This window comes from Micrococcus sp. LASM2_SD2 (assembly GCF_057364565.1).
This window is the reverse complement of sequence record NZ_JBNFOB010000009.1, coordinates 1-22,806: the sequence shown is the minus strand read 5'-3', so window position 1 is coordinate 22,806 and position 22,806 is coordinate 1. Positions and strand designations below refer to the sequence as shown.

At 69.7% G+C, this 22,806-nt stretch carries 19 protein-coding genes and 2 pseudogenes; 10 read left to right on the top strand and 11 right to left on the bottom strand.

The genetic code is table 11. The features are described from left to right. The first annotated feature begins 390 nt into the window (after positions 1-390). On the top strand, positions 391-1,125 hold the full coding sequence (locus AC2W7A_RS01445) for a polyprenol monophosphomannose synthase (RefSeq protein WP_485989776.1): 735 nt from the start codon (positions 391-393) through the stop codon (positions 1,123-1,125). Between the two features lie 183 nt (positions 1,126-1,308). Here the strand turns inward: AC2W7A_RS01445 and AC2W7A_RS01440 are convergent, their stop codons facing one another. The 4 genes from AC2W7A_RS01440 to AC2W7A_RS01425 all read right to left on the bottom strand — a co-directional run bounded on the left by AC2W7A_RS01440 (position 1,309) and on the right by AC2W7A_RS01425 (position 3,614). Continuing rightward, a complete protein-coding gene (locus AC2W7A_RS01440) occupies positions 1,309-1,647 on the bottom strand; it encodes an RNA polymerase-binding protein RbpA (RefSeq protein WP_485989775.1) in 339 nt (112 codons plus the stop codon). 96 nt (positions 1,648-1,743) lie between these two features. Then, positions 1,744-3,018 carry an SPFH domain-containing protein gene (locus AC2W7A_RS01435; RefSeq protein WP_485989774.1) on the bottom strand — a complete coding sequence of 425 codons (1,275 nt, stop codon included), beginning with the start codon at positions 3,016-3,018 and terminating at the stop codon, positions 1,744-1,746. A gap of 99 nt (positions 3,019-3,117) precedes the next feature. Next, positions 3,118-3,441, bottom strand: a complete 324-nt coding sequence (locus tag AC2W7A_RS01430) for an NfeD family protein (RefSeq protein ID WP_485989773.1) — start codon at positions 3,439-3,441, stop codon at positions 3,118-3,120. Next, complete coding sequence (locus tag AC2W7A_RS01425) at positions 3,387-3,614, bottom strand: hypothetical protein (RefSeq protein WP_485989772.1); 228 nt, start codon at positions 3,612-3,614, stop codon at positions 3,387-3,389. Before AC2W7A_RS01425 ends, AC2W7A_RS01430 begins: the two co-directional genes overlap by 55 nt. 125 nt (positions 3,615-3,739) lie before the next feature. On the opposite strand from AC2W7A_RS01425, the gene AC2W7A_RS01420 reads away from it, so the two are divergent. Together AC2W7A_RS01420 and AC2W7A_RS01415 are read left to right on the top strand one after the other, a co-directional pair. After that, positions 3,740-5,926 carry an oxidoreductase gene (locus AC2W7A_RS01420; RefSeq protein WP_485989771.1) on the top strand — a complete coding sequence of 729 codons (2,187 nt, stop codon included), beginning with the start codon at positions 3,740-3,742 and terminating at the stop codon, positions 5,924-5,926. Between the two features lie 63 nt (positions 5,927-5,989). Then, positions 5,990-8,446: an ATP-binding cassette domain-containing protein gene (locus tag AC2W7A_RS01415; protein WP_485989770.1), complete on the top strand. Its 2,457-nt coding sequence runs from the start codon at positions 5,990-5,992 to the stop codon at positions 8,444-8,446. 22 nt (positions 8,447-8,468) lie between these two features. On the opposite strand, the gene AC2W7A_RS01410 is transcribed toward AC2W7A_RS01415, so the two are convergent. Beyond that, entirely contained in the window at positions 8,469-9,347 is an 879-nt protein-coding gene (locus AC2W7A_RS01410; RefSeq protein WP_485989769.1) for a DUF368 domain-containing protein, read from the bottom strand. Between the two features lie 416 nt (positions 9,348-9,763). Here AC2W7A_RS01410 and AC2W7A_RS01405 point away from each other — a divergent pair, with 416 nt between their 5' ends. Together AC2W7A_RS01405 and AC2W7A_RS01400 are read left to right on the top strand one after the other, a co-directional pair. Then, entirely contained in the window at positions 9,764-10,198 is a 435-nt protein-coding gene (locus AC2W7A_RS01405) for a DUF3054 domain-containing protein (RefSeq protein WP_485989768.1), read from the top strand. A 169-nt stretch (positions 10,199-10,367) separates the two neighbouring features. After that, entirely contained in the window at positions 10,368-10,649 is a 282-nt protein-coding gene (locus AC2W7A_RS01400) for an Lrp/AsnC family transcriptional regulator (RefSeq protein ID WP_485989767.1), read from the top strand. Between the two features lie 133 nt (positions 10,650-10,782). Here the strand turns inward: AC2W7A_RS01400 and trpD are convergent, their stop codons facing one another. Further along, positions 10,783-11,838, bottom strand: a complete 1,056-nt coding sequence (gene trpD / locus AC2W7A_RS01395; protein ID WP_485989766.1) for an anthranilate phosphoribosyltransferase — start codon at positions 11,836-11,838, stop codon at positions 10,783-10,785. Between the two features lie 193 nt (positions 11,839-12,031). Between trpD and ctaE the strand changes: the two genes are divergently transcribed. The 5 genes from ctaE to AC2W7A_RS01370 all read left to right on the top strand — a co-directional run bounded on the left by ctaE (position 12,032) and on the right by AC2W7A_RS01370 (position 18,506). After that, positions 12,032-12,688, top strand: coding sequence for an aa3-type cytochrome oxidase subunit III (ctaE, locus tag AC2W7A_RS01390; protein ID WP_485989765.1), 657 nt, complete (start codon positions 12,032-12,034; stop codon positions 12,686-12,688). 89 nt (positions 12,689-12,777) lie between these two features. Then, positions 12,778-13,584 (top strand): cytochrome bc1 complex diheme cytochrome c subunit, encoded by an 807-nt coding sequence (gene qcrC, locus AC2W7A_RS01385; RefSeq protein WP_485989764.1) that lies wholly within the window; start codon positions 12,778-12,780, stop codon positions 13,582-13,584. 69 nt (positions 13,585-13,653) lie between these two features. After that, entirely contained in the window at positions 13,654-14,730 is a 1,077-nt protein-coding gene (gene qcrA / locus AC2W7A_RS01380; RefSeq protein ID WP_485989763.1) for a cytochrome bc1 complex Rieske iron-sulfur subunit, read from the top strand. A 5-nt stretch (positions 14,731-14,735) separates the two neighbouring features. Next, complete coding sequence (qcrB, locus tag AC2W7A_RS01375) at positions 14,736-16,415, top strand: cytochrome bc1 complex cytochrome b subunit (RefSeq protein ID WP_088478276.1); 1,680 nt, start codon at positions 14,736-14,738, stop codon at positions 16,413-16,415. 1,196 nt (positions 16,416-17,611) lie between these two features. Then, a protein-coding gene (locus AC2W7A_RS01370) for an IS5 family transposase (RefSeq protein ID WP_088478277.1) occupies positions 17,612-18,506 on the top strand; the annotation gives its coding sequence in 2 pieces (ribosomal slippage) (positions 17,612-17,968 and positions 17,970-18,506; 894 coding nt in all). Here the strand turns inward: AC2W7A_RS01370 and AC2W7A_RS01365 are convergent. From AC2W7A_RS01365 to AC2W7A_RS01345, 5 genes and pseudogenes are all read right to left on the bottom strand, one after another. Further along, complete coding sequence (locus tag AC2W7A_RS01365) at positions 18,503-19,525, bottom strand: cytochrome c oxidase assembly protein (RefSeq protein ID WP_223247519.1); 1,023 nt, start codon at positions 19,523-19,525, stop codon at positions 18,503-18,505. The genes AC2W7A_RS01370 and AC2W7A_RS01365 overlap by 4 nt on opposite strands. A gap of 377 nt (positions 19,526-19,902) precedes the next feature. Then, positions 19,903-20,551 (bottom strand): annotated as a pseudogene (locus AC2W7A_RS01360) (vitamin K epoxide reductase family protein). Between the two features lie 41 nt (positions 20,552-20,592). After that, positions 20,593-21,345 (bottom strand): DsbA family protein, encoded by a 753-nt coding sequence (locus AC2W7A_RS01355; protein WP_036317487.1) that lies wholly within the window; start codon positions 21,343-21,345, stop codon positions 20,593-20,595. Between the two features lie 80 nt (positions 21,346-21,425). Beyond that, entirely contained in the window at positions 21,426-22,343 is a 918-nt protein-coding gene (locus AC2W7A_RS01350) for a cation diffusion facilitator family transporter (protein WP_041102741.1), read from the bottom strand. Between the two features lie 72 nt (positions 22,344-22,415). Then, positions 22,416-22,688: pseudogene (locus tag AC2W7A_RS01345) on the bottom strand (cobalt transporter); the annotation flags it as partial. Positions 22,689-22,806: the final 118 nt, after the last annotated feature.

The following is a 22,806-nucleotide window of genomic DNA, read 5'->3' as shown; positions in this document are numbered from 1 at the left end:
CAGCTTCGCGGTCTGGCACGCGGACGCGTCACGGTGCAGGCGCCCCGACGGCCGGGTGGCCGCCTGGAGCACCGACACACGCGCCGGCACCCCGCTTCTGCCCTCCCTGGACGCGGGGGAGGAGCTGCCGCGGTTGGACTCCGCCTGGATCGGCGGTCACTTAGCGGGCGCCTGACGCGCGCCGCGCCGAACCACTCCCGCCCGTTCGCTCCGGCACGGCCTGCACGTGAACTCATCCACGGGTTCCTATACTGGGGCGGATGACCCGCGCGCCGCGGGCCGCTCGCGCACGCCCGCGACCGCACCGGTCGAGCGGCGCACCGGAGACGGCCCGGTGTCCGACGGACCCGCCGGCGCTCACACGAACCCACCCAGGAGGGGAACGCCCGCATGCGCGTGCTGACCATCATTCCGACGTACAACGAGATCGAGTCGCTGCCGATCACCCTCGGACGCCTGCGCGAGGCGAACCCGGAGGTGGACGTGCTCGTCGTGGACGACGGCTCCCCGGACGGCACCGGCGCCTGGGCGGACGAGCGCTCCGCCGCTGACGCGAAGGTGCATGTCCTGCACCGCGCCGAGAAGAACGGACTGGGCGGCGCCTACCTGGCCGGGTTCGCCTGGGGCCTGGAGCGCGGCTACGACGTGCTGGTGGAGATGGACGCCGACGGCTCGCACCAGCCCGAGCAGCTGCCGCGGCTGCTGGACGCGATCCACGGCGCGGACCTGGTGATCGGCTCCCGCCGCGTCCCGGGCGGCAAGATGGTCAACTGGCCTGCCCACCGCAAGCTCATCAGCATGTGCGGCTCCCTGTACCCGCGCCTGATGCTGGGCCTGGACCTCACGGACATCACCGCCGGATACCGGGCATACCGCGCCCAGACCCTCCGGGAGATGGACCTGGCGGCCGTGCAGTCCAAGGGCTACGGCTTCCAGGTGGACATGACCTTCCGCACGGCGCGCCTGGGCAAGCGCATCGTGGAGGTGCCGATCACCTTCGTGGAGCGGGAGTTCGGCGAGTCCAAGATGTCCGGCAACATCATCACCGAAGCCGTGACCAACGTGACCAAGTGGGGGCTCCAGGCCCGCTGGGACCGCCTGAAGCAGGTCCTCGCCGGCCGCTGACCCGGAGGACCCACGACGACGGCCGCCCGCCTCGGCCTCACGCGCCTCGGCCCGCGGCGGGTCGCCTCGGCCATCGACTCGGACGGGCCGTCGCCACAGGCGAAGGGGCCGGACGATCCTCGGGGATCGTCCGGCCCCTTCGTGTCGCCTGCCCTCGTCGGGCGGGCGGGGGAGCGGTGCCGCTCAGGCCTCGCCGCGGCTCGCGCGCAGCTTGCCGAGCTGGATCTGGAGGGTCTCCTCCAGGTCCTCCATGGAGCGGCGCTCCAGGAGCATGTCCCAGTGGGTGCGGACCGGCTTGCCGGCGTCCTCCTCCGGCTTGGTGCCGTCCACGAGGAAGGCCTCCTTGCCGGTCTTGGAGGTCCACGTGGCCGGGATGTCGGCCTCGGCGGCGAAGGTGACGAACACCTGCTCGCCGTCCTCGCAGCGGTACTCGACCCGCTGACGGGCCGCGGGCTCCACGCCGGCCTCGGACTCCAGCGACTGGGCGCCCAGGCGCATGCCTCGCAGGCTGCGATCGCTCACGTTCTCATCTCCCTCTGGTTGGCCGTCGGGCGATGCCCGGGCAGGACCCGGGCATCGCCCACTCATCAGTTGAGTTCAACGGATGATTCTCGCATGTCATTCCCGTCCGGGGCGCGGATCCTCCGTGGGAAGGTCGTTCACACCGCCGGCGGCCGCCCCCGGAGCGGCCTCAAGGCCGCGCGGACCCTCGGCGTCCCGGTCGGGCAGCTCCTGCGCCTCCGGTGCACCGGCGGCCGTGGTGCCCGGGGCGGTGCGGCCGGACTCACCGTCCGCGAGCGGCACCTCGAGGTCCTGGGGGACGGCGAGGGCCTCGTCCAGCGAGGTCTGCGGCATCTTGTCCGCCGTCATGGCACCGGCGGTCATGGACTCCATGACGCCGGTGGAGCGCAGCCCGTCCGCCGTGGTGGGGCGTGCCCTGCGCTCCCGGCGCTCCCGGCGGTCGGCGCGCTCCCGCGCACCCTCCGACTGCTCCCCGGAGTCCGCGCGGGCGGCCGACAGCGGCGATCCGCCGCCGGAGAAGGCGCCGCCGATCCCCTTGAGGGCCTCGGTGAGCTCGGCGGGGACCACGAACATGGTGTTGGACTGGCCCTCGGCGATCTTGGGCAGCTGCTGCAGGTACTGGTAGGCCAGCACGTCCGGGTCGGCGCCGCCGGCATGGATGGCGTCGAACACCACGTCGATGGCCTCGGCCTCGGCGTTGGCCCGCAGGATGCGTGCCTGGGCGTCGCCCTCGGCGGCGAGGATCTGGGCCTGGCGCTCACCCTCGGCGGTGAGGATCTGCGCCTGCTTGGTGCCCTCTGCGGTGAGGATGGCCGCACGGCGGTCGCGCTCGGCGCGCATCTGCTTCTCCATGGAATCCTGGATGGAGTGCGGCGGGTCGATCGCCTTGAGCTCCACGCGGGAGACGCGCAGGCCCCACTTGCCGGTGGCCTCGTCCAGGACGCCGCGCAGCTGGTTGTTGATGGCGTCGCGGGAGGTCAGGGCCTCCTCCAGGTTCATGCCGCCGACCACGTTGCGCAGGGTGGTGGTGGTCAGCTGCTCCACGGCGTGGATGTAGTTGGCGATCTCGTAGGTGGCCGCCTTGGCGTCGGTCACCTGGAAGTAGACCACCGTGTCGATGGAGACCACGAGGTTGTCCTCGGTGATCACCGGCTGCGGCGGGAAGGAGACGACCTGCTCACGCATGTCCATGTGGGGGAGCATGCGGTCGATGAACGGGATGACCAGCGTCAGGCCGGCTCCGGCGGTGCGCTGGTACTTGCCCAGGCGCTCGATGTTGGCCGTCCGCGCCTGGGGCACGATCTTGACCGAGGAGGCCAGGATCATCACCACCACGGCGATCAGGACGAGCACGACGATGAGTGACTCCATGTGATGCCTTTCGTCGAAGGGAGGTCGTTGGGTCGGTGCAGGACAGACGCGGGGTGGGGATGATCCGGGGCGACCCGCTCAGGGCCGGCCGGTGCGGGGTCAGCGGCGGGCGGGGTCCTCCTCGGCCGAGTCCCAGTCGATCCGGGGTACCGGGCGGACCATGAGGGTGGCGCCGTCCACGCGCAGGACCGTGACCTCGGCGCCGGCCTCGGCCTCCGGGGCGTCCGGCTCGGTGCGGGCGGTCCAGGTGTCCCCGTCCACGGTGAGCGTGCCGGAGGTGGAGGTGATGGCCGCAGGGGAGGTGACCCGGCGGCCGGTGAGGGACTCGAGGTAGGAGGGGGAGTCGTCCGCCGATCCGTGCAGGCGCTTCAGGGCGGTGGGTCGCGCGAGGCCGAGCATCGCCAGGGAGACGACCGCGAACACGACGCCCTGAAGCCACGGTTCGCGCCGGCGAGGGCCGCGGCCATGCCGCTGAGCGCGCCGACGCCGAGCATGAGGAAGATCAGGTCCACCATGAGGATCTCCACGCCGGCCAGCACGAGGGCGGCGGCCAGCCAGAGCCACCACGCGTTGTCCTGGAACCACTCCATACCCATGGGGCCGATTGTGTCACAGGCGACACTCAAGGACGCGGCGCGTCCGCGCGCGGCGGACAACGGTTCGGTCACGGATCCGGGGCGGTGCCGGGCCGCCTCCGGCTACTCGTGAGTAGGATGTCCGCATGGTCGACGTCCCGCACCGCACCGCAGCCCCCGCCTCGCCGTCCGTGCCGCCCACCGCCCGTTCCGGGCGGGGCGGCTACCCCCGCCTCTTCTCCCCCTGGCAGGTGGGTCACCTGACCCTGCCGAACCGCGTGGTCATGGGCTCGATGCACATGGGGCTGGAGGGCTCCCATGCGGACCTGCCCCGCCTGGCGGAGTTCTACGCCGAGCGCGCCCGCGGGGGAGTGGGGCTGATCGTCACCGGCGGGTTCGCCCCGAACCGGCTCGGGCGGCTCTCGCCGGGTGCCGGCATGCTCGCCACGCGGAAGGATGCCGAGGCCCACCGGGTGGTGACCGACGCGGTGCACGGCGAGGGCGGCCACATCCTGGCCCAGCTGTTGCACGCCGGGCGCTATGCGCAGTCCCCGCTGCAGGTGTCCGCCTCACGGACCCGGGCGCCCATCAGCCCCGTGACGGCGTTCGCCCTGCCCACCACGGCGGTGCGGCGGACGGTCCGGGACTTCGTGCGGGCCGCCGGCTGGGCACGGCAGGCCGGCTACGACGGCGTGGAGGTCATGGCCTCCGAGGGGTACCTGATCAACCAGTTCCTGGCCCCGGCCACCAACCGTCGGACCGACTGCTACGGCGGGTCCGCCCGGAACCGCCGGCGCTTCCTGGAGGAGATCGTCACCGGCATCCGTCAGGCCGCCGGGGAGGGGTTCGTCATCAGCGTGCGCCTGTCCATGGTGGACCTGGTGCAGGACGGCCAGACCCTGGAGGAGATCCTCGACGCGGCCCGTGCCGTGGAGCGCTGCGGGGCCGACCTGATCAACACCGGCATCGGCTGGCACGAGGCCCGCGTCCCGACCATCGTCACCTCGGTCCCGCGGGCCGCCTTCGCCACCGCGACGGCGCGGGTCAAGGACGTGGTGGACATCCCCGTCTCGGCCTCGAACCGCATCACGCTGCCGCACACGGCCGAGCAGATCCTCTCCGCCGACCAGGCCGACGCCGTCACCATGGCGCGGCCGTTCCTGGCTGACGGTCACTGGGTCCGCAAGGCGCAGGCGGACCACGAGCAGGCCATCACCCCCTGCATCGGCTGCAACCAGGCCTGCCTCGACCACGTCTTCTCCGGGCGCACCGTCACCTGCCTGGTCAATCCGCGGGCCGGCCGGGAGACGGAGGAGCCGTACACCCGCCTCGGGATGCCCGCCATGCCGTCCGCCGGGCGGGCCGACGGCGCACTGCGCGTGGCCGTCGTCGGGGGCGGACCGGCAGGACTGGCGGCGGCCCATGCCGCCGCGGAGGCCGGGCACGCCGTGACCCTCTTCGAGGAGCAGGAGCGGGTCGGCGGACAGTTCCGCCTTGCCCGCAGGATCCCGGGCAAGGAGGAGTTCGCCGAGGCGCTCGCGCACTTCCGGCATCGGCTGGAGCCCCTGGGCGTGGACGTCCGCACCGGCGTCCGCGCTGATGCGGCGATACTCACAGGCGGGGCCGGAGAGCCCGCCTTCGACCACGTGGTGGTGGCCACCGGAGTGGTGCCCCGCGAGCTGGACATCCCCGGCATCGACCGTCCCGAGGTGCACGCCTACCCGGACGTGGTGGACGGCACCGTCACCTGCGGGGACACCGTCGCTGTGATCGGGGCCGGCGGGATCGGCGTCGACGTCGCCGAGCTGCTCACCACACCGGCCGACCACCCGCACGGCGCCTTCCAGGAGCATGCGGACTGGGAGCGGGAGTGGGGCGTGGACCCGGACTTCGGCGGCCGTGGGGGACTGGCCCCGCGCACCGCCCCCGCCGTGCCGCGCACCGTGCACCTGCTCCAGCGCAGTCCGGGAAGGATCGGCGCCCGCCTGGGCGCCACCACGGGCTGGGTGCACCGCGGAACCCTGAAGGCCAGGGGCGTGGTGCAGCACTCCGGCGTCAGGTACCTCAGGATCGACGACGCCGGCCTGCACATCGAGGTGACCCGGACGGTGGGCAGGCTGCGGAAGCGGACCGAGGTGAGCCGGAAGGTCCTGGCCGTGACCGACGTCGTGGTCTGCGCCGGCCAGGAGTCCGAGGCGAGCCTGGCCGTCCGGCTGCGGGCCGCCGGGATGCCGGAGGAGCGGATCCACGTGGTCGGCGGAGCGCTGAAGGCCGGGGAGATCGACGCGAAGCGGGCGATCGACGAGGCGGTGCGGGCGGTCGCACGCATCTGAGCGGCTCCGACGAACCCGCCGGGAGGGGCGCGGAGCCCTGAGGGCCGGGCCTACGATGGGCCCGTGACTGACAGGGCTCCTCACACCGTCCATCCCGCCGACGCCCACGGCACCCTCCGCGTGGTGGGCGCACGCCAGAACAACCTGCGCGGGTTCGACCTCGAGATCCCCAAGCGCCGGCTCACCGTCTTCACCGGCGTCTCCGGCTCCGGGAAGTCCTCCCTGGTGTTCGGCACCATCGCCGCCGACGCCCAGCGGATGATCAACGAGACCTACCCTGCCTTCGTGCAGGGCTTCATGCCCGCGCTGCCCAGGCCGGACGTGGAGCGGCTCGAGGGGCTGACACCGGCGATCATCGTGGACCAGGAGCGCCTGGGCGGCAACGTCCGCTCCACGGTGGGCACGGTGACGGACGCCAACGCCCTGCTGCGGCTCCTGTTCTCCCGCATCGCCGAGCCGCGCCTGGACTCCCCGAAGGCGTACTCCTTCAACGTCGCCTCCCTCTCCGGCGCCGGCGCGGTGACGCTGACGACCGGCAGGAACAAGGGGAAGAAGGAGCGCCGGAGCTTCGAGATCCTCGGCGGCATGTGCCCGGAGTGCGAGGGCACCGGCACCCGGCAGGACCTGGACCTGACCCAGCTCTACGACTCCTCCAAGTCCCTGGACGAGGGCCCCTTCACCATCCCGGGATACACACCCGACGGCTGGGCCGTGAAGAAGTTCACCGAGTCCGGCTTCTTCGACAACTCCAAGCCGATCGCGAAGTACACGAAGGCCGAGCTCCACGACCTGTTGGACAAGGAGCCGGTCAAGATCAAGATGAGCGGCGTGAACATGACCTACCAGGGCCTGCGTGCCCAGGTGGAGTCCGCGTTCCTGCAGAAGGACCGCGAGTCCATGCAGCCACACGTACGCGCCTTCGTGGACCGGGCCGTCACCACCCTGCCGTGCCCGGAGTGCGACGGCACCAGGCTCAACGAGCGGGCCAGAGGGTCGAGGATCGCCGGGAAGTCCATCGCCGACCTCTGCGCCATGCAGATCACCGAGCTCGCCGAGTGGTTCGAGCGGCTCGACGACTCCGAGGCCTCCGGACTCATCAGGACCATCAGGGAGCTGCTGGAGGCGTTCGTGAAGATCGGCCTGGGGTACCTGAGCCTGGAGCGGGCCAGCGGCTCGCTGTCCGGGGGAGAGGCGCAGCGGACGAAGATGATCCGCCACCTCGGGTCCTCGCTGACCGACGTGACCTACGTCTTCGACGAGCCGACCACCGGCCTGCACCCGCATGACATCGCGCACATGAACGACCTGCTGCTGCAGCTGCGGGACAAGGGCAACACCGTCCTGGTGGTGGAGCACAAGCCGGAGACCATCGCGATCGCGGACCATGTGGTGGACATGGGTCCCGGCCCGGGAGCCGCCGGCGGTGAGATCGTGTTCACCGGGACCGTGGACCAGCTGAAGGAGGCGGACACGCCCACCGGACGCCACCTGCACGACCGGGTCAGTGTGAAGGCCGCGGTGCGGGACGCGGACCACGGCGTGATCGCCGTGCGCGGGGCGACGGAGCACAACCTGCAGGACGTGGACGTGGACCTGCCGCTGGGCCGGCTCGTGGTGCTCACGGGCGTGGCCGGATCCGGCAAGTCCACGCTGATGCGGGCGGCCATGCGGCAGGTGGAGGCGGGGACCGCCGCGGGGGACGTGGCCGTGGTGCTGGTGGACCAGGCGCCCATCCGCGGTTCCCGCAGGTCGAACCCGGCGACCTACACCGGGGTCCTGGAGCCGATCCGGAAGGCCTTCGCCAAGGCCAACGGGGTGAAGCCGGCCCTGTTCAGCCCGAACTCGGACGGCGCCTGCCCGGAGTGCCGGGGCAACGGCGTCCTGTACCCGGAGGGGGCGGCCACCGGTGACGCCGCCGCCGTGTGCGACGCGTGCGAGGGCCGGCGCTTCATGGCAGAGGTGCTCGAGCACCGCCTCGGCGGCAGGGACATCTCCGAGGTCCTGCGCATGTCCGTGGACGACGCAGCGGAGTTCTTCGACGCGCCGGAGGGGGAGCAGCGCATCCCGTCCGCGGCGACGACGCTGCGGCGCCTCCAGGACGTGGGCCTGGGCTATCTCGCCCTGGGTCAGCCGCTGACCACGCTGTCCGGCGGCGAACGGCAGCGGTTGAAGCTCGCGAGCCACCTGGGGGAGCGGGCGAAGTCCCGGAAGGGGACGAAGGACGCCGGGCGGACGGTGGTGGTCCTCGACGAGCCGACCGTGGGCCTGCACCTGCAGGACGTCCAGCAGATGCTCGAGATGCTGGACCGCATGGTGGACTCCGGTATCTCGGTCATCGCGATCGAGCATCATCAGGCCGTCATGGCGCACGCCGACTGGCTCGTGGACATCGGCCCGGGCGCCGGTGCCGAGGGCGGCACGGTGGTGTTCGAGGGGACGCCGGCCACGCTGGTGGAGGCCACGAGGGACGGCCGCGGGAGTCTCACCGGCGAGCACCTGGCGGAGTACGTGGCCGGCTGAGCCGCATCTGCCGGTCCCGTGGTCACTCGGTCTGGTACTTGTGCCCCAGCCAGGTGATGAGCAGGACGACGGCGGCGCCGGCCACCACGAGGCCGACGGTCTCCGGGACCGCCTCGCTCGGGGCGAGGAGGGTGCGCTCGTCCTCGACCTGCCACGGCCACAGCGCCCGCAGGGCGCCGACCATCAGGCCGGCGACGACCGCGAGGGTGACGCCGTGGTGGTGCTCGAGGAGGCGCTGCAGGGCGCGGACGAACAGGCCGAGCCCGAGGATCGCACCGGCGGCGAAGATCGCCAGGTATCCCCAGTCCCGCTCGTTGACGGCGTTGAGTGTGGGCTCGTAGAGGCCGAAGCTCAGCAGCAGGAACGAGCCCGACAGCCCGGGCAGCGCCAGGGCGCAGACGGCGATCGCGGCCGCCACGAAGACGATGAACGGGTTCGCGGCGAGCTGTTGGATCGGCAGCCCGAAGACCAGGAAGGCGGCGATCGCCGCGACGACGGCCACGACGACGTTGCGGGTGTTCCAGTCCCGTCCCACCGCGAGGATCGGGATCAGGACGGCGGCCATGGACATGCCGAAGAAGACGCCGAAGGTCTGGATCGGATGGTCCTCGACGGCCGGCGCGATGAACTTCGCGCCCAGGATCAGCGCCGGGAACATGCCGAGGACCACCGGGATCACGATGTCCCAGCGCACCTGGCGCAGGTCCTCATAGGCGGCCGGCTTGTCCGTGGCCAGGCCCTTCAACCCGCCCACGAAGTGGCCGGCGGAGCGGATGAGCTGCTCGTAGACGCCCACGATCATCATCACGGTGCCGCCGCTGATGCCGGGCAGGACCTCGGCGGTGCCGACGGCGGCGCCACGCAGGAGATGGAGGGGCGTCTGACGGGTGAGAGCAGGCATACCCGTCAGCCTATGCGCGCACGTCGTTCCGTCCGGTGAAGGACCTGCGCGCGCAGGCCGTCGTGTCCGTCACCTCGAAGCCGCGCACAGGGCTGACGCGGGTCCGAGCCGGATCACGTGAAGGTTGACGGTGAAGGTAGGAGTAGGCCGTGAACATTCACGTGACCGTGTTGAAGGTCCGGTATGCCTGTCCGGCAGAAACCGCAGAAAGTCGGGGTCTACCTGTCAGGCCGATAATGTACATTATGTAAGGTAGCGGTTCGGCGGTGCTCCGCACGGCCTCTCCCGGGTCGTCCGGCGGCTCCCGACGACACCGACACCGGACCCCACACCGCATCCGATGGGACAGACGCCAAGGGCACAGACGTGAATGGGACGTCGTGGGTGGGACGGACGTGGGGTGGGACAATGGCACCATGGACCGCGCCACGCACACACCCGAGCCCGCTGCAGGCTCCCGCCCGCGCACCGCACACGCCCTGCCGAGCTGGACGATCCCGGTCGCCCTACTGGTCGACGCCGTGCTGGTGACCGTCTTCGTGGCCATCGGCCAGCGCGAGCACACCACCCAGAACGGCCTCCTGGGGCTTCTCCTCACCGCCGCGCCGTTCCTCATCGGCCTGCTGGCGGCCTCCGTGGCCCTCTGCCGAACGCGGGCGCAACGGTGGGTCCAGGTCTGGCCCGCCGGCGTCGGCGTCTGGCTCGGCACCCTGGTGGTCGGCATGGTCCTGCGCGTGGTCCTCGACCAGGGCGGCGCTCCCCTGCCGTTCGTCCTCGTGGCCGCGGGCACGCTGGCGGTGTTCCTCCTCGGCCGCCGCGCCCTGTCCGGGCGGCTGCTGCGCCTCCGCTGACGCCGGCCGGCCGCTCCGACGTCGCCTCGAGGCGTCGATATGACGCCGACCACGGCATCCGGCGACATGACCGGACCGAGGCGCGTGCCGTCGTCGTAGAGTGAGTGACGAACCAGCGCAGGCGGAGTGCCACTCCCCCGGCGCCCCACGCCAACGGAAGGACGCCGCCATGGTGACCGCGATCGTCATGATCCGCACGGACAAGTCCAGCATCCCGGAGACCGCCGAGAAGATCGCCGGCCTCGAGGGCGTCTCCGCCGTGTACTCGGTGACCGGCGGCTGGGACCTCGTGGCCATGGTGAAGCTGCGCGAGTACGACGACCTCGCGGACACCATCGCCGACCAGCTCTCCAAGGTCTCGGGCATCCAGGACACCGAGACCATGCTGGCCTTCCGCACCTACTCCTCGGAGGACCTCGGGGAGGGCTGGGCCCTCGGCTTCGGCGACTGACGCCGCCCCCGGCGCGCCGCGGGGCCCCTCCCCCGCCCGGCGGCCCACTCCCCCTGAGCACGACGACGGCCGCCTCACCTTCACGTCGAAGGTGAGGCGGCCGTCGTCGTCGGCTGTGCGGCGACGCCGCAGGTCAGGAGCGGGAAAAGGCGACCCAGCGGTCCAGGACGTCCTGGGCGGCCCCGGAGTCGATGGACTCGGCGGCGACCGTCATCTTCTCCGTGATGCGCTCGGGCAGCGGGCGCGAGGCGTCCGGGTCGTTCGCCACGAGTCCGACGGCCGCGTTCAGGAGCACCGCGTCCCTGATCGGGCCCTTCTCCCCCGCCAGCAGGGCGCGGACGATGCGCGCGTTGTGCTGGCCGTCCTTGCCGGCCAGTGCCTCCACGGTCTGCAGCTCGATGCCGTAGTCACGGGGGTCCAGCTCGTGCTCGGTCACCGTCCCACGCACCTCGTAGAGGGCGGAGGGGCCGGAGGTGGTGACCTTGTCCCGGCCGTCCGAGCCGCGGAAGACGAACCCGCGCACGCCACGATCGGCCAGGACCTGGGCCAGCAGCGGCGCCATCACGGCGTCCGAGCAGCCGAGCGCCTGGGCCGTGACCTGGGCCGGGTTGGACAGCGGCCCAAGGAAGTTGAACACAGTGGGGACGCCCAGCTGGCGGCGGGCGGGGGCCACGTACTTCATGGACGGGTGGTAGTTCTGCGCGAACAGGAACGTCATGCCGACGGCCTCCGCGCACTCCTCGGCCTTCTCCGCCGGCATGGACAGGTCCACGCCGAGGGCCTCGATCACGTCCGCTGCGCCGGCGGTGGACGAGGCACCGCGGTTGCCGTGCTTCACCACACGCGCTCCCGCACCGGTGGCCACGAGCGACGACATGGTCGAGATGTTCACGGTGCCGAGGCGGTCTCCCCCGGTGCCGACGATGTCCAGGGTCTGCCCGGGCACGTGCACCGGTCGCGCCCGGCCCACCATGACCTCGGTGAGACCGAGGAGCTCCGGAACGGTGACCCCCTTCGCGGTGAGGGCGGCCAGGAATCCCCCGACCTGGGCCTCGGTGGCGGTCCCGCCCATCATCTCCTCCATGGCCCAGGCCGCCTGTCCCGGGGTCAGGTCGGTGGACGAGGTGAGATCGCCGAGGATCTCGGGCCAGGTGGACGGGGCGACGGCGGTGGTGGGCTGGGCGTTCACGCATACGACTGTATCGGGGACGTCCGCACGGCGGCGGAGGGCTGTTCACGATGTGACGCATCGTGAGACTGATCGTTTCCTGACCATCGACCTTGAAACGTCGGACAGCAGGCGGCATCCCGGCGACGAATGAGGTTGCGACACGGTAGCGTCCGGTTGGGCACCGGACACGGTTTAGGGCCATAATGGGCAGGTGACCACTGCAACTCCCGCTCTCCAGCAGCCCGCGCCCACCGGGCTCTCGAGCCGCCCCAACATGGTCCAGGTCGGAACCATGGTGTGGTTGGCGAGTGAGCTCATGTTCTTCGGCGGGCTCTTCGCCATGTACTTCACCCTGCGCTCCACGTCTCCGGAGCTCTGGGCGACCCACTCCGAGATCCTGAACATCCCGCTCGCCTTCGTGAACACCGTGATCCTGGTGCTGTCCTCCGTGACCGCCCAGTTCGGCGTGTTCGCCGCCGAGCGGCTTCAGCCGCGCCGGACCGGAGGCCTCTTCGCCTTCAAGTCCTGGGGCATGGTCGAGTGGTTCATCCTCACCGTGATCATGGGCTCCATCTTCGTGGCCGTCCAGTCCTACGAGTACGCCGTGCTCGTGTCCGAGGGTGTCACCATCGCCGCCAACGCCTACGGCTCGGCCTTCTACATCACCACCGGCTTCCACGCCATCCACGTGACCGGCGGCATCATCGCGTTCATGTTCATCATCGGACGCGCCTACCTCGCCCGCCGCTTCGGCCACCATGAGGCGACCTCCGCGATCGTCGTGTCCTACTACTGGCACTTCGTCGACGTCGTGTGGATCGCCCTCTTCTTCATCGTCTACTTCCTGGACATCGTCGCCCCGCTCTGACGGACGGCACGCCAGGACTCACTCCGCACCCGAGGCGAATCGACCAGGCATCATGGTGTCGATTCGGCAGACAACGTAAGGAACCCACTGTGAAGGCACTATCGCAGCACCGCCGCCACCCGCTCATGGGGCTGGCACTGCTTCTGCTGGGGCTTCTGGTGACCGGCGGCCTCTACTCGGTCGCCAGCACGGTCAACCAGGCCCAGGCGGCCACCCAGGTCACGACGGCCGCCTCGAGCGACGACATCGCCGAGGGTGAGAAGCTGTTCAACGCGAACTGCGCCACCTGTCACGGCATTGGTGCCGCCGGCAGCGACGCCGCTCCGTCGCTCATCGGCGTGGGCGCGGCCTCGGTCGACTTCCAGGTCGGCACCGGCCGCATGCCGATGCAGATGAACGGCCCGCAGGCCCGCATGAAGCCGGTCCAGTTCAACGAGGAGCAGACCGCGCAGATGTCGGCCTACGTCGCCTCCCTCGGCGCCGGCCCGGCCATCCCGGACGAGGAGTACCTCGACGCGGACCAAGAGGACGTGAACATCGCCAAGGGCGGCGAGCTGTTCCGCATCAACTGCGCCATGTGCCACAACGCCGCCGCCGCCGGCGGTGCGCTGACCCGCGGCAAGTTCGCCCCCACCCTGGAGGGCGTGTCCGAGAAGCACATCTACGAGGCGATGGCCACCGGCCCGCAGAACATGCCCGTGTTCTCCGACGCCAACCTGAAGCCCGAGGACAAGCGCGACATCATCGCCTACCTCAAGACCATCGAGAACAACGGCTCGCCCGGCGGTCTCTCCCTGGGTTCCCTGGGTCCGGTCTCCGAGGGCCTCTTCATCTGGACTGCCGGCCTGGCCGTGATCATCGGCTTCATGGTCTGGCTGACCTCCCGGTCCTCCTGACCCCGTCGGCGCCCTGGGCGCCGGCCGTTAGACACTGCATCACTCACACAAGCAAAGGAAATGAGTCATATGGGCGAGCACGGCAACGGAGGGACCCAGCGCCCCTCGGACGCCCTCGAGCACGCCGGTGGGGACGCTCCCCGGTACGCCATCGACAACCCCGGGCTGCCTCCGCACCGCCTGAGGATGGCTGACGAGGATCCGAAGGCCGCGAAGCGCGCTGAGCGTCAGGTCTCGGTGCTATTCCTGATCTCGATCATCGGCACCGTCATCTTCTTCGTCGGCTACTTCGGTGTGGGCCAGATCGGCAACAACGAGTCGTTCGACGTCATCTTCCTGCAGAACCTCCTGCTGGGCGTCGGCACCGCCCTCGCGATGCTCGGCATCGGCGTGGGCATCGTCCACTGGGCGAAGACGCTCATGCCGGACCACGAGATGGTCGAGGAGCGTCACGAGGTCCGCACCGAGGCCGATCGCCAGCTCGCCGCCGGCATGATGCAGGACATCATGGACGAGACGCAGATCAAGCGCCGTCCCCTGCTCCGCAACACCCTGATCGGCGCCGCCGTCCTGGCCCCGCTGCCGTTCATCGCAGTGTTCCGCGACCTGGACAACACGGACAACTTCTCCGACAGGGAGACCGAGAACTTCGGCGTCGAGCGCCTGCGCCACACCATGTGGGCCGAGGGCGTCCGCCTCGTGCGTGACCCCACCGGTTCGCCGATCAAGGCCTCCGACGTCACCGTCGGCTCCGCCGTGCACGTGATCCCGGAGGGTCTGAACGACCTGCCCCACGGCAAGCTGAACGAGAAGGCCAAGGCCGTCGTCCTGCTCATGCGCCTCGATCCCGCCAAGGTGAAGATCACCCCGGGTCGCGAGGACTGGAACGTGGACGGCATCTTCGCCTACTCCAAGGTCTGCACCCACGTGGGCTGCCCGATCGCCCTGTACGAGCAGCACACCCACCACCTCCTGTGCCCCTGCCACCAGTCGACCTTCGACCTGACGCAGGAGTGCAAGGTGATCTTCGGCCCGGCCAGCCACGCGCTACCGCAGCTGCCGATCGCTGTGAACGACGAGGGCTTCCTCGTCGCCCAGAGCGACTTCCATGAGCCTGTCGGACCTGTCTACTGGGAGCGTGGCTGATACCCATGAGCACCACTGTGAAAGAGTTTCAGCCGGCCACCCGCACCGGCCGCCTGGCGAACTACCTCGACACCCGTGTGGGCATGTCCCCCATCGTCAAGGAGTTCGGCCGCAAGATCTTCCCGGACCACTGGACCTTCATGTTCGGCGAGGTTGCCCTCTACAGCTTCGTCATCCTGCTGCTGTCCGGCGCGTTCCTGACCTTCTTCTTCGATCCGTCGATGGCGCACGTCACCTACGAGGGCGCCTACGCTCCGCTCTACGGCATCGAGATGTCCGCCGCCTACGCCTCGACGCTGGACATCAGCTTCGACATCCGCGGCGGCCTCTTCATGCGCCAGCTGCACCACTGGGCGGCGCTGCTGTTCGTGGCCGCGATGTCCGTGCACATGCTGCGCGTCTTCTTCACCGGCGCGTTCCGTCGCCCGCGTGAGCTCAACTGGGTCGTCGGCTGCGGCCTCCTCATGATGGGCTGGGCTGCCGGCTTCACCGGCTACTCCCTCCCGGACGAGGTGCTCTCCGGCAACGGCCTGCGCATCATCGACGGCATCCTGAAGTCCCTGCCGATCGTCGGCACGCACATCTCGATGTTCCTGTTCGGCGGCGAGTTCCCCGGCTACTCCATCGTGGGTCGCCTGTACGCGCTGCACATCATGATCGTCCCGGCGATCATCCTGCTGCTCATCGTGATGCACCTGTTCATGGTCGTCACCCACAAGCACACCCAGTACCCGGGTCCGGGCCGCACCGAGAACAACGTGGTCGGCTACCCGGTCGGCCCGGTGTACGCGGCGAAGGCCGGCGGCTTCTTCTTCATCGTGTTCGGCGTCCTGGCCCTCATGGCCGGCACCGTCACCATCAACGCGATGTGGAACTACGGTCCGTACGACCCGTCCCCGGTGCAGGCCGGTACCCAGCCTGACTGGTACATCGGCTGGTTCGACGGCGCCCTGCGCCTGATGCCGGGCATGATCGGCGACTTCTCCTTCCTGTGGAACATCCCGATGCCGTGGGGCTCCAGCGTCTCGCTGCCCATGGGCGTGCTGGTCCCGCTGATGCCGGTCGGCATCCTGATCTTCGGCATGATCCTGTGGCCGTGGATCGAGGCCTGGATGACCAAGGACAACCGCGAGCACCACATCCTGGACCGCCCGCGCAACGCCCCGGGTCGCACCGCCGCCGGTGTCGCCGGCGTCACCTGGTACTGCGTGATGTGGGCCGCCGCCTCGTCGGACCTCATCGCCACCCACTTCCAGGTGTCCCTGAACGACGTGCTGTACATCCTCCGCACGCTGTTCTTCATCGGCCCGGTGATCGCCTTCATCGTGACCCGCCGCATCTGCCTCTCGCTGCAGCGCAAGGACCGCGAGCTGGTCCTGCACGGTCATGAGGCCGGCGTCGTGGAGATGTCCCCGGAGGGCGGCTTCTCGGAGCGTCACCGCAACCTGACCGACTACGAGATGTACCGCCTGGTCTCCTTCGAGTCCCCGCGCCCGATCCCGGCCACCCCGGGTCGCAAGGGCAAGGTGTCCCTCATGGAGAAGACCCGTGCCGGCATGTCCCGCCTCTTCTTCGAGGAGCGCGTGGAGCCCGTCACCCGCCAGGAGCTCGTCGAGGCACAGCTCCACAGCGACCACGGCCACCACGCCGTGGAGGGCGACAAGGGCAATCAGATCGGTCACTGACCTAACGGCTCACCGCCACTGACGGAAGGCCCGCAGCACATCACGTGCTGCGGGCCTTCCGCTGTCTCCAGCACACCTCCCCACCCCTTCCGGACGCCTGGGGGGCCGCTCCCGAGGTCAGAACGCCACCTCCTCGCCCGTCCGGCCTATGGGGGCGGGCGCGGAGACGTGGCAACAGGACAGGCAGGGCAGGACAGGGGAACCGGGTGGGGCTCCTCCACGTGAGCCGACACCGCTGCAGACAGGCAGCCCGTCACGTCGGCGTCTGCTCATGGTCAAGGAAGGCACGGCCCTGGCCGGGACGCTGACGGCGCGCTGCCGCCCTGTCGCCGACAGCAGAGCGCCGACCCCAAACCCCTGTCCAGAGAGTTCTCCTCGCCTGTCTGCCCCCACGACAGTGCTCCAGAGGTCCGCCAGGAGCCGGCCGGACGCCGTGCAAGGGCTCCACGAGACCAATGGGCATCCTGTCTCCCCGTCCGGATGGTGCTGGTGCGGCCGGGATCCTCTTTCAAGGCCGTCTTCTTCGCTCGAGGCCGTCATCCCCTGCCGAGGCCACCCCGCGCGCCTGCAACCCGTTTCCCCGCCTGAGGCCTGGTCATGGCCCCGCAGGCGGCAGACACGCCCGCTGGGCCCCGCTCAGCGGCCGACCCCCGCTGTGGGCCGACCACGGATCCTCCACCGCGGCTCCTGTCCCGGCGTCCGAGGCGCAACGCGCTCCACGGGCCACGCCGATCTCCAGCGCCCAGTGCCCGTCCCGAGGCGTCGACACCCTCGTCGCAACTGCACCCCACACCAACAGCTGCGCCAGGTGGGCGGTGGGCAGACCGGTGGCAGGCAAGGGCGTCGTGGCACACCCCATGCCCCGCAACGGGTCTACGTCCACGACACCGCCTGGCGTGCGTCGATCGACGACGACCGGAGCCTGCAACGCCTTCGTGGCTCACAAGTTCGCGCAGGGTGCGGTGTCACTCCCCTGTCCAGGCCCGCCCGCGCACGAGGTCCACAGACGCCCTTGACGGCCGTCAAGGCCCTTCCCGACGCCGACACCGCACCCCGACGCCAGCACCGCTCCCCGGGTTCCCCGGGCTCCCATGGGCCCCACGCCTCCCCTGGGCCCCACGCCTCCCCTGGGTCCCACGGGGTCCTAGGGCGTGTCTGAGAATGGATCCAGGGGGCCAGCTGACACCCTGGAAGGCATGTCCCGCTTCCAGATGCTCTCCGATGCCCAATGGGAGTTGATCGCCCCGATGCTCCCGACCCGGACCGGCAGGGCCGGCAGGCCGTTCTCGGACGCCCGCACGATGGTGGAGGCGATCATCTACCGATATCGGTGCGGGATTGCATGGAGGGATCTGCCCGAGGTCTACGGGCCTTGGCAGACCGTGTGGACCTGGCACCGGCGCTTAGCTGAAGAGGGCACCTGGGATGCGGTGCTGGCGAGGCTGACCGCCGCCGCGGACGCCGAAGGCCTGATCGATTGGTCGGTCTCGGTGGACTCCACGATCGCCCGCGCGCATCAGCACGCGACGAACATCACCCGCCTCACAGGGGGATGGGTCGAACTACAGGAATCTGCATGAGGAGCCGGCCGATCACGGCATCGGGCGCTCCCGGGGAGGGCTGAGCACGAAGATCCATCAGCTCGTCGATGGGACCGGGCTGCCGCTGGTCAGCCTGATCACCCCCGGCCAAGCCGGGGACTCCCCGATGCTGCTGCCGCTGCTGGGGCGGCTGCGCGTGGCACGGCCGGTAGGGCGGCCCCGGACCCGCCCCGAGGCGGTGCTGGGCGACAAGGCGTACTCCTCCCGGGCGATCCGCACCCACCTGCGTGCCCGCCGGATCAAAGCCGTGATCCCCGAGCCGGCGGATCAGCAGGGCCACCGCAGGCGCCGCGGCTCGGCCGGTGGCCGTCCCGTGGGCCTGGACTCGCAGGCTTACAAGGGCCGGAACGTGATCGAGCGCCAGTACGCGCACCTGAAGCAATGGCGGGGCCTGGCGACCCGGTACGACAAGTACGCGATCGTCTACCGGGCCGCCGTGGTGTTGAACGCTGTGCTCGCGTGGTCCAAACGATTGTCAGACATGCCCTAGCTCTCGTTCCGTCTTCGGGAGAGGCTGGCGAGGTACTCGTTGTAAGAGTCGAGTTCGGCGTCCTCGGCTTTCTGTCGCTGTCTCGAGGTGCGCACGTCGCGGGCTCGCCAGCGGGACAGGCAGACGATGAGCACTACGAACATCGGCAGCTCCGCGTAGGTCCATACCAGCGTGCCGGCGATCGCCTGGTCGATGACGGGGTCATGGCTGCCTGTGGGGGTGGCGTATGCGCTGAACAGCGGTGTGGCGGTACGGAGCAGGATCAGGCCGAAAATGGCGTGGATCTGGATCTCGACGGCGATATCGACGAATCGTGCGGCGAAGGAGGGTTGGCGCGGTAGCGGATCGGAGGACCATAGCGGTGTTGCCGAGACGATGCCGAGGACGAGGATGACGAAGAGCAAGGCGTCCTGGCCGAAGGGGATGCGCATGATGACGCTGATCGCGTCGGTCAGGTAGAGGACCGGGTACAGCAGTATCGCAATGACGATGGCGACCACAGGGTGCAGTGCGGCGCTCCAGAATCGTGAGCGCAGTCCCCCGTGCGCGGCACGGAGCACGAGACGCCCGAGGCCGGTGTGCGGTGTGCTGCGCAGGAGCAGCAGCCCGGGTGACCCTGCGATGAGGAGCGGCGGAACGACGGTCAGCAGGGTGATCTGCTGGAACACCAGCGCTGTGATGGATTCCGTCGCGAGACGGTTCACACCGAACATCGTGATAGCGAAGATCAGGGCGCACCCGATCAGGAACGATGCTGTGCGGGCGATCGCCCAACGGCGCCTGTTTCGCCACATCCAGATCGCTCCTCGCAGATACAGTGCCGCGAACAGCAGAGCGGCGATGCCGACGGGTGAGCCGGTGAGGGGTTCGAACGTGACCCACTGGTCGATCGGCGGCATAGCGAATTTCCCTTCATCGAGGCGATCAAACGTCGGCGACTTCGGCCGCGGTGGTGGTGCCGGAGCGGGGTCAGGTGAGGCCGGAGTAGGAGTGGGGCCTTGGCCCTTGATCGTGGACACGGTGTCGGTTCGGTTATGCCGCTTCCGCAAGCGGCACCGGCTCCCAGGGCAACCAGGTACAAGGGAATCTGCCACCGCTCCAGCCAGCCGATCATGTACTTCCTTTCCGGGCGAGGACCTTGCCTCCATCCTCACGGAGCTGCCCGGTTGTCGCGACGTGGCGGTAGAGGGCCTGTTGGACAAGGAACCTACTGCCTGCCCTTCTCGGTTTCCCAACCTGTGTCCGGCTTTGCCGACAGCTCGGCTCCTCACGCCTCAGGTAGTGCCCGAGCGCCAGCCCTGCTTGGCGGGCGCCGATCACTAGCACGTCGGTCTCGGCCATGGTGTGGTTTCTCCTCGTTGCGGGCGCGTGGGCGGGCCGTAGTGCGGCTGGTGTGTCAGTAACCGGTGAGGGCCGGGAAGAAGGTCCAGAACACCGAGGCGGCCACGGCCACATAGGCGATGGCCACCAGGGTTCCGGCCCAGCCGGCGGAGAACCGCACCACCGCGGCGTGCGCGGGGATCACGCCGTGGGCGAGGTTGCGCACGGGAGCAGGATGAACAGCGGGATCATCGCCGCCCACACGATCATGCAGTACAGGCACAGGATGTGGATCTCGAACAACGCCTGGGACCACAGCCAGATGGTGAACACCGTGCCGGCGGTGACCCCGGCCTGCAGGCGGCCCAGTACCAGCGCCCGGGGCTCGCCCCGGAGAGGGTCACCATGGCGGTGGTGATGACCACGGCGAACGCCACGATGCCGATCAACGGGTTGGGGAAGCCGAACAGCTCGGACTGCCAGGTCCCCATCACCTTCCCGCAAGACACCCAGGGGTTGATGTCACAGCTGGTGATGTACCCGGCATCCTCGTACAGCTCCAGGCGTTCGAGCACCAGGATCGCCGAGGCCACCCAGCCGACCACCCCGGTGATCAACAGCACCAGGCCGAACGGACGGTGCCGGGCGACAGTCGGTATCCCCGCTACGTCGGAGGCCTGCCCGGTACCGGCAGGGCGGTCGGTGGTGGTCGTGGGGATCGTCATGGGTGAATTGGTGTCGGTGTCGGGGACACTCATGGGCCCGGTCAGTCCGTCGTGGCGGCGGCGTCGACCTCGGCGCGGAACTGCTCGAGGGTGTTCAGAGTGAGCATCTGTCCGTCCAGGAAGAAGGTCGGGGTGCCCTGCACGCCCAGCGCGGTCCCGTCGGCCACGTCGGCCTCGATGCGGTCGCGGGTGGCCGGGTCAGCCACCGCGGCATCGTAGGCGGCCATGTCCAGGCCGAGATCCTCGGCGTAACCGCGGAACACCGGGCTCCGGTCCTCAGTGGTATGGCTCCACTGCTCCTGGGTGTCGAACATCTGCTGATACATCGCCTCGTACTGTCCCTGCTGGCCGGCGGCTTCCACGGCTACGGCGGCGGTCATCGAGTTGGGATGTCCGGGCAGCGGGAAGTAGCGGTGCACAAAGGTCACCGTGTCGGCGTACTCGGCGCGCAGTTCTTCCACGACCGGGTAGGCGGCCTTGCAGCCCTCGCACTCGAAGTCCAGGAACTCCACCAGCACGGCCTGCTCGTTCGGGGCCTTGGACAGTACCCGGCTGTCTGGGCGCATCACCGGCGTGGCCTCCGAGGGGGCGCTCTGCCCGGTCCCGGAGGAGGCAGTTTGCCCGGAGCCCTGGGGGGCGGCGTCGCGGGGGCCGCTGGCGGCCACCACTCCGACGATCAGCCCGGCCAGCACCACAGCGGCCAGTACGACCCAGACGATGGTCTTGGCCTTGCGGGATGTGGTGCCCGGTGTTGACGGATCAGAGGGGGTCGGATTGCGGGTCGGTGTGCTCACGAAGGGATCCGTTTCGGTCGGTGGCGACGGCACCGTGCCGTCGGGGTGGGAATGAGCTGGGGCTGGGATGCAGGGGTGGGTCAGGGGTGGAGGGTCTCAGTGTGGGGGTGGGTGGCCGGTTCGATTTGGAAGGTGGAGTGTTCGATGGGTACTTGGAAATCCTGGGCCACGCACCGTTGCAGGTCGGTCAGCACAGTGCCCAGGTGCGCGGCGGTCAGGCAGCCGTTGTGCACGGTGACGTGCGCGGAGAGCACGGGGGTGTCGGAGTCGATGCGTGAAGCGTGCAGGTCATGGACCTCCAGCACGTGCGGCAGCTCCGATAGCCGGATGCGGACCGCCTCCAGGTCCAAGCCCTTGGGGGTGGTCTCCATGAGTACGTCGATGGTGTCGCGAAGCAGGATCAGGGCTCTGGGCACGATCAGTGCGGCGATCAACAGGGACACCACCGCATCGGCGCGATTCCAGCCGGTGGTGGCGATCACGATCGCCGAAACGATCACTGCGACCGATCCCAGGGCGTCGTTGAGTACCTCCAGGAACGCGGCCTTCATGTTCAGGTTCTCACCTCGGGAAGAGGCCAGGATCGCCAGACCGATGAGGTTGCCAGCCAAACCGATCACCCCGAACCAGAGCATCGCGGTGGATTCGACCTCGGGGGGTTCGATGAGCCGGCGTACGCCCTCCACGGCTACGAAGCCGCCCACGGCCAGCAGCACCGCGGCCTGCGCGGCCGCGGCGATGATCTCGGCGCGCTTGTACCCCCAGGTGCGCTTGTCCGTGGCCGGGCGCAGCGCCAGGGTCGCGGCGGTCAAGGCGATCAGCAACCCGGCTGAGTCAGTAAACATGTGCCCGGCGTCGGCCAGCAGGGCCAGACTGCCCGAAGCCAGCGCGCCGATGACCTCGGCGACCATGATCGTCGCGGTGATGGAGAAGACCACGGCCAGCCGGCCCCGCCGGCCCGCCGCCGGAAGAGCATGGGAATGATCGTGTCCGCTCATACCGGGGTCTCTTCCACTCGATGAATCATCAGCTGAACGTCACCATCCTATCCGGCGATACTGAAGGCACGCTCAATGCGCACAGCAGGCGCAATCCGCCCCGCAGCCATCGCCATCCTTCTCGTTCTGGTCCCCGGCGATCAGCGCGGAGGCGGGGGTGCAGCAGGCATCCCCGCGCCAGGCCTCCACCCCTTCCTTGAGGGCGACGGCGGCGATCACCAGGGCCGCGACTGGGTCGGCCCAGGTCCAGCCCAGGGTGCTGTTGAGGACCAGGCCCACCAGCAGGACCGCCGAGAGGTAGGTGCAGATCAGGGTCTGTTTGGAGTCGGCCACCGCGGAGGCTGAAGCGCCCTGGGTTTCGTTCCGAGGTCAGGACGCAACGGGCGCTGAGTCCTGATCGTGAGTGTAGGCCACCTCGACCTCCGCGGGAGTGCGGTAGCCGAGCCCCTCGTGCAGGCGGGCG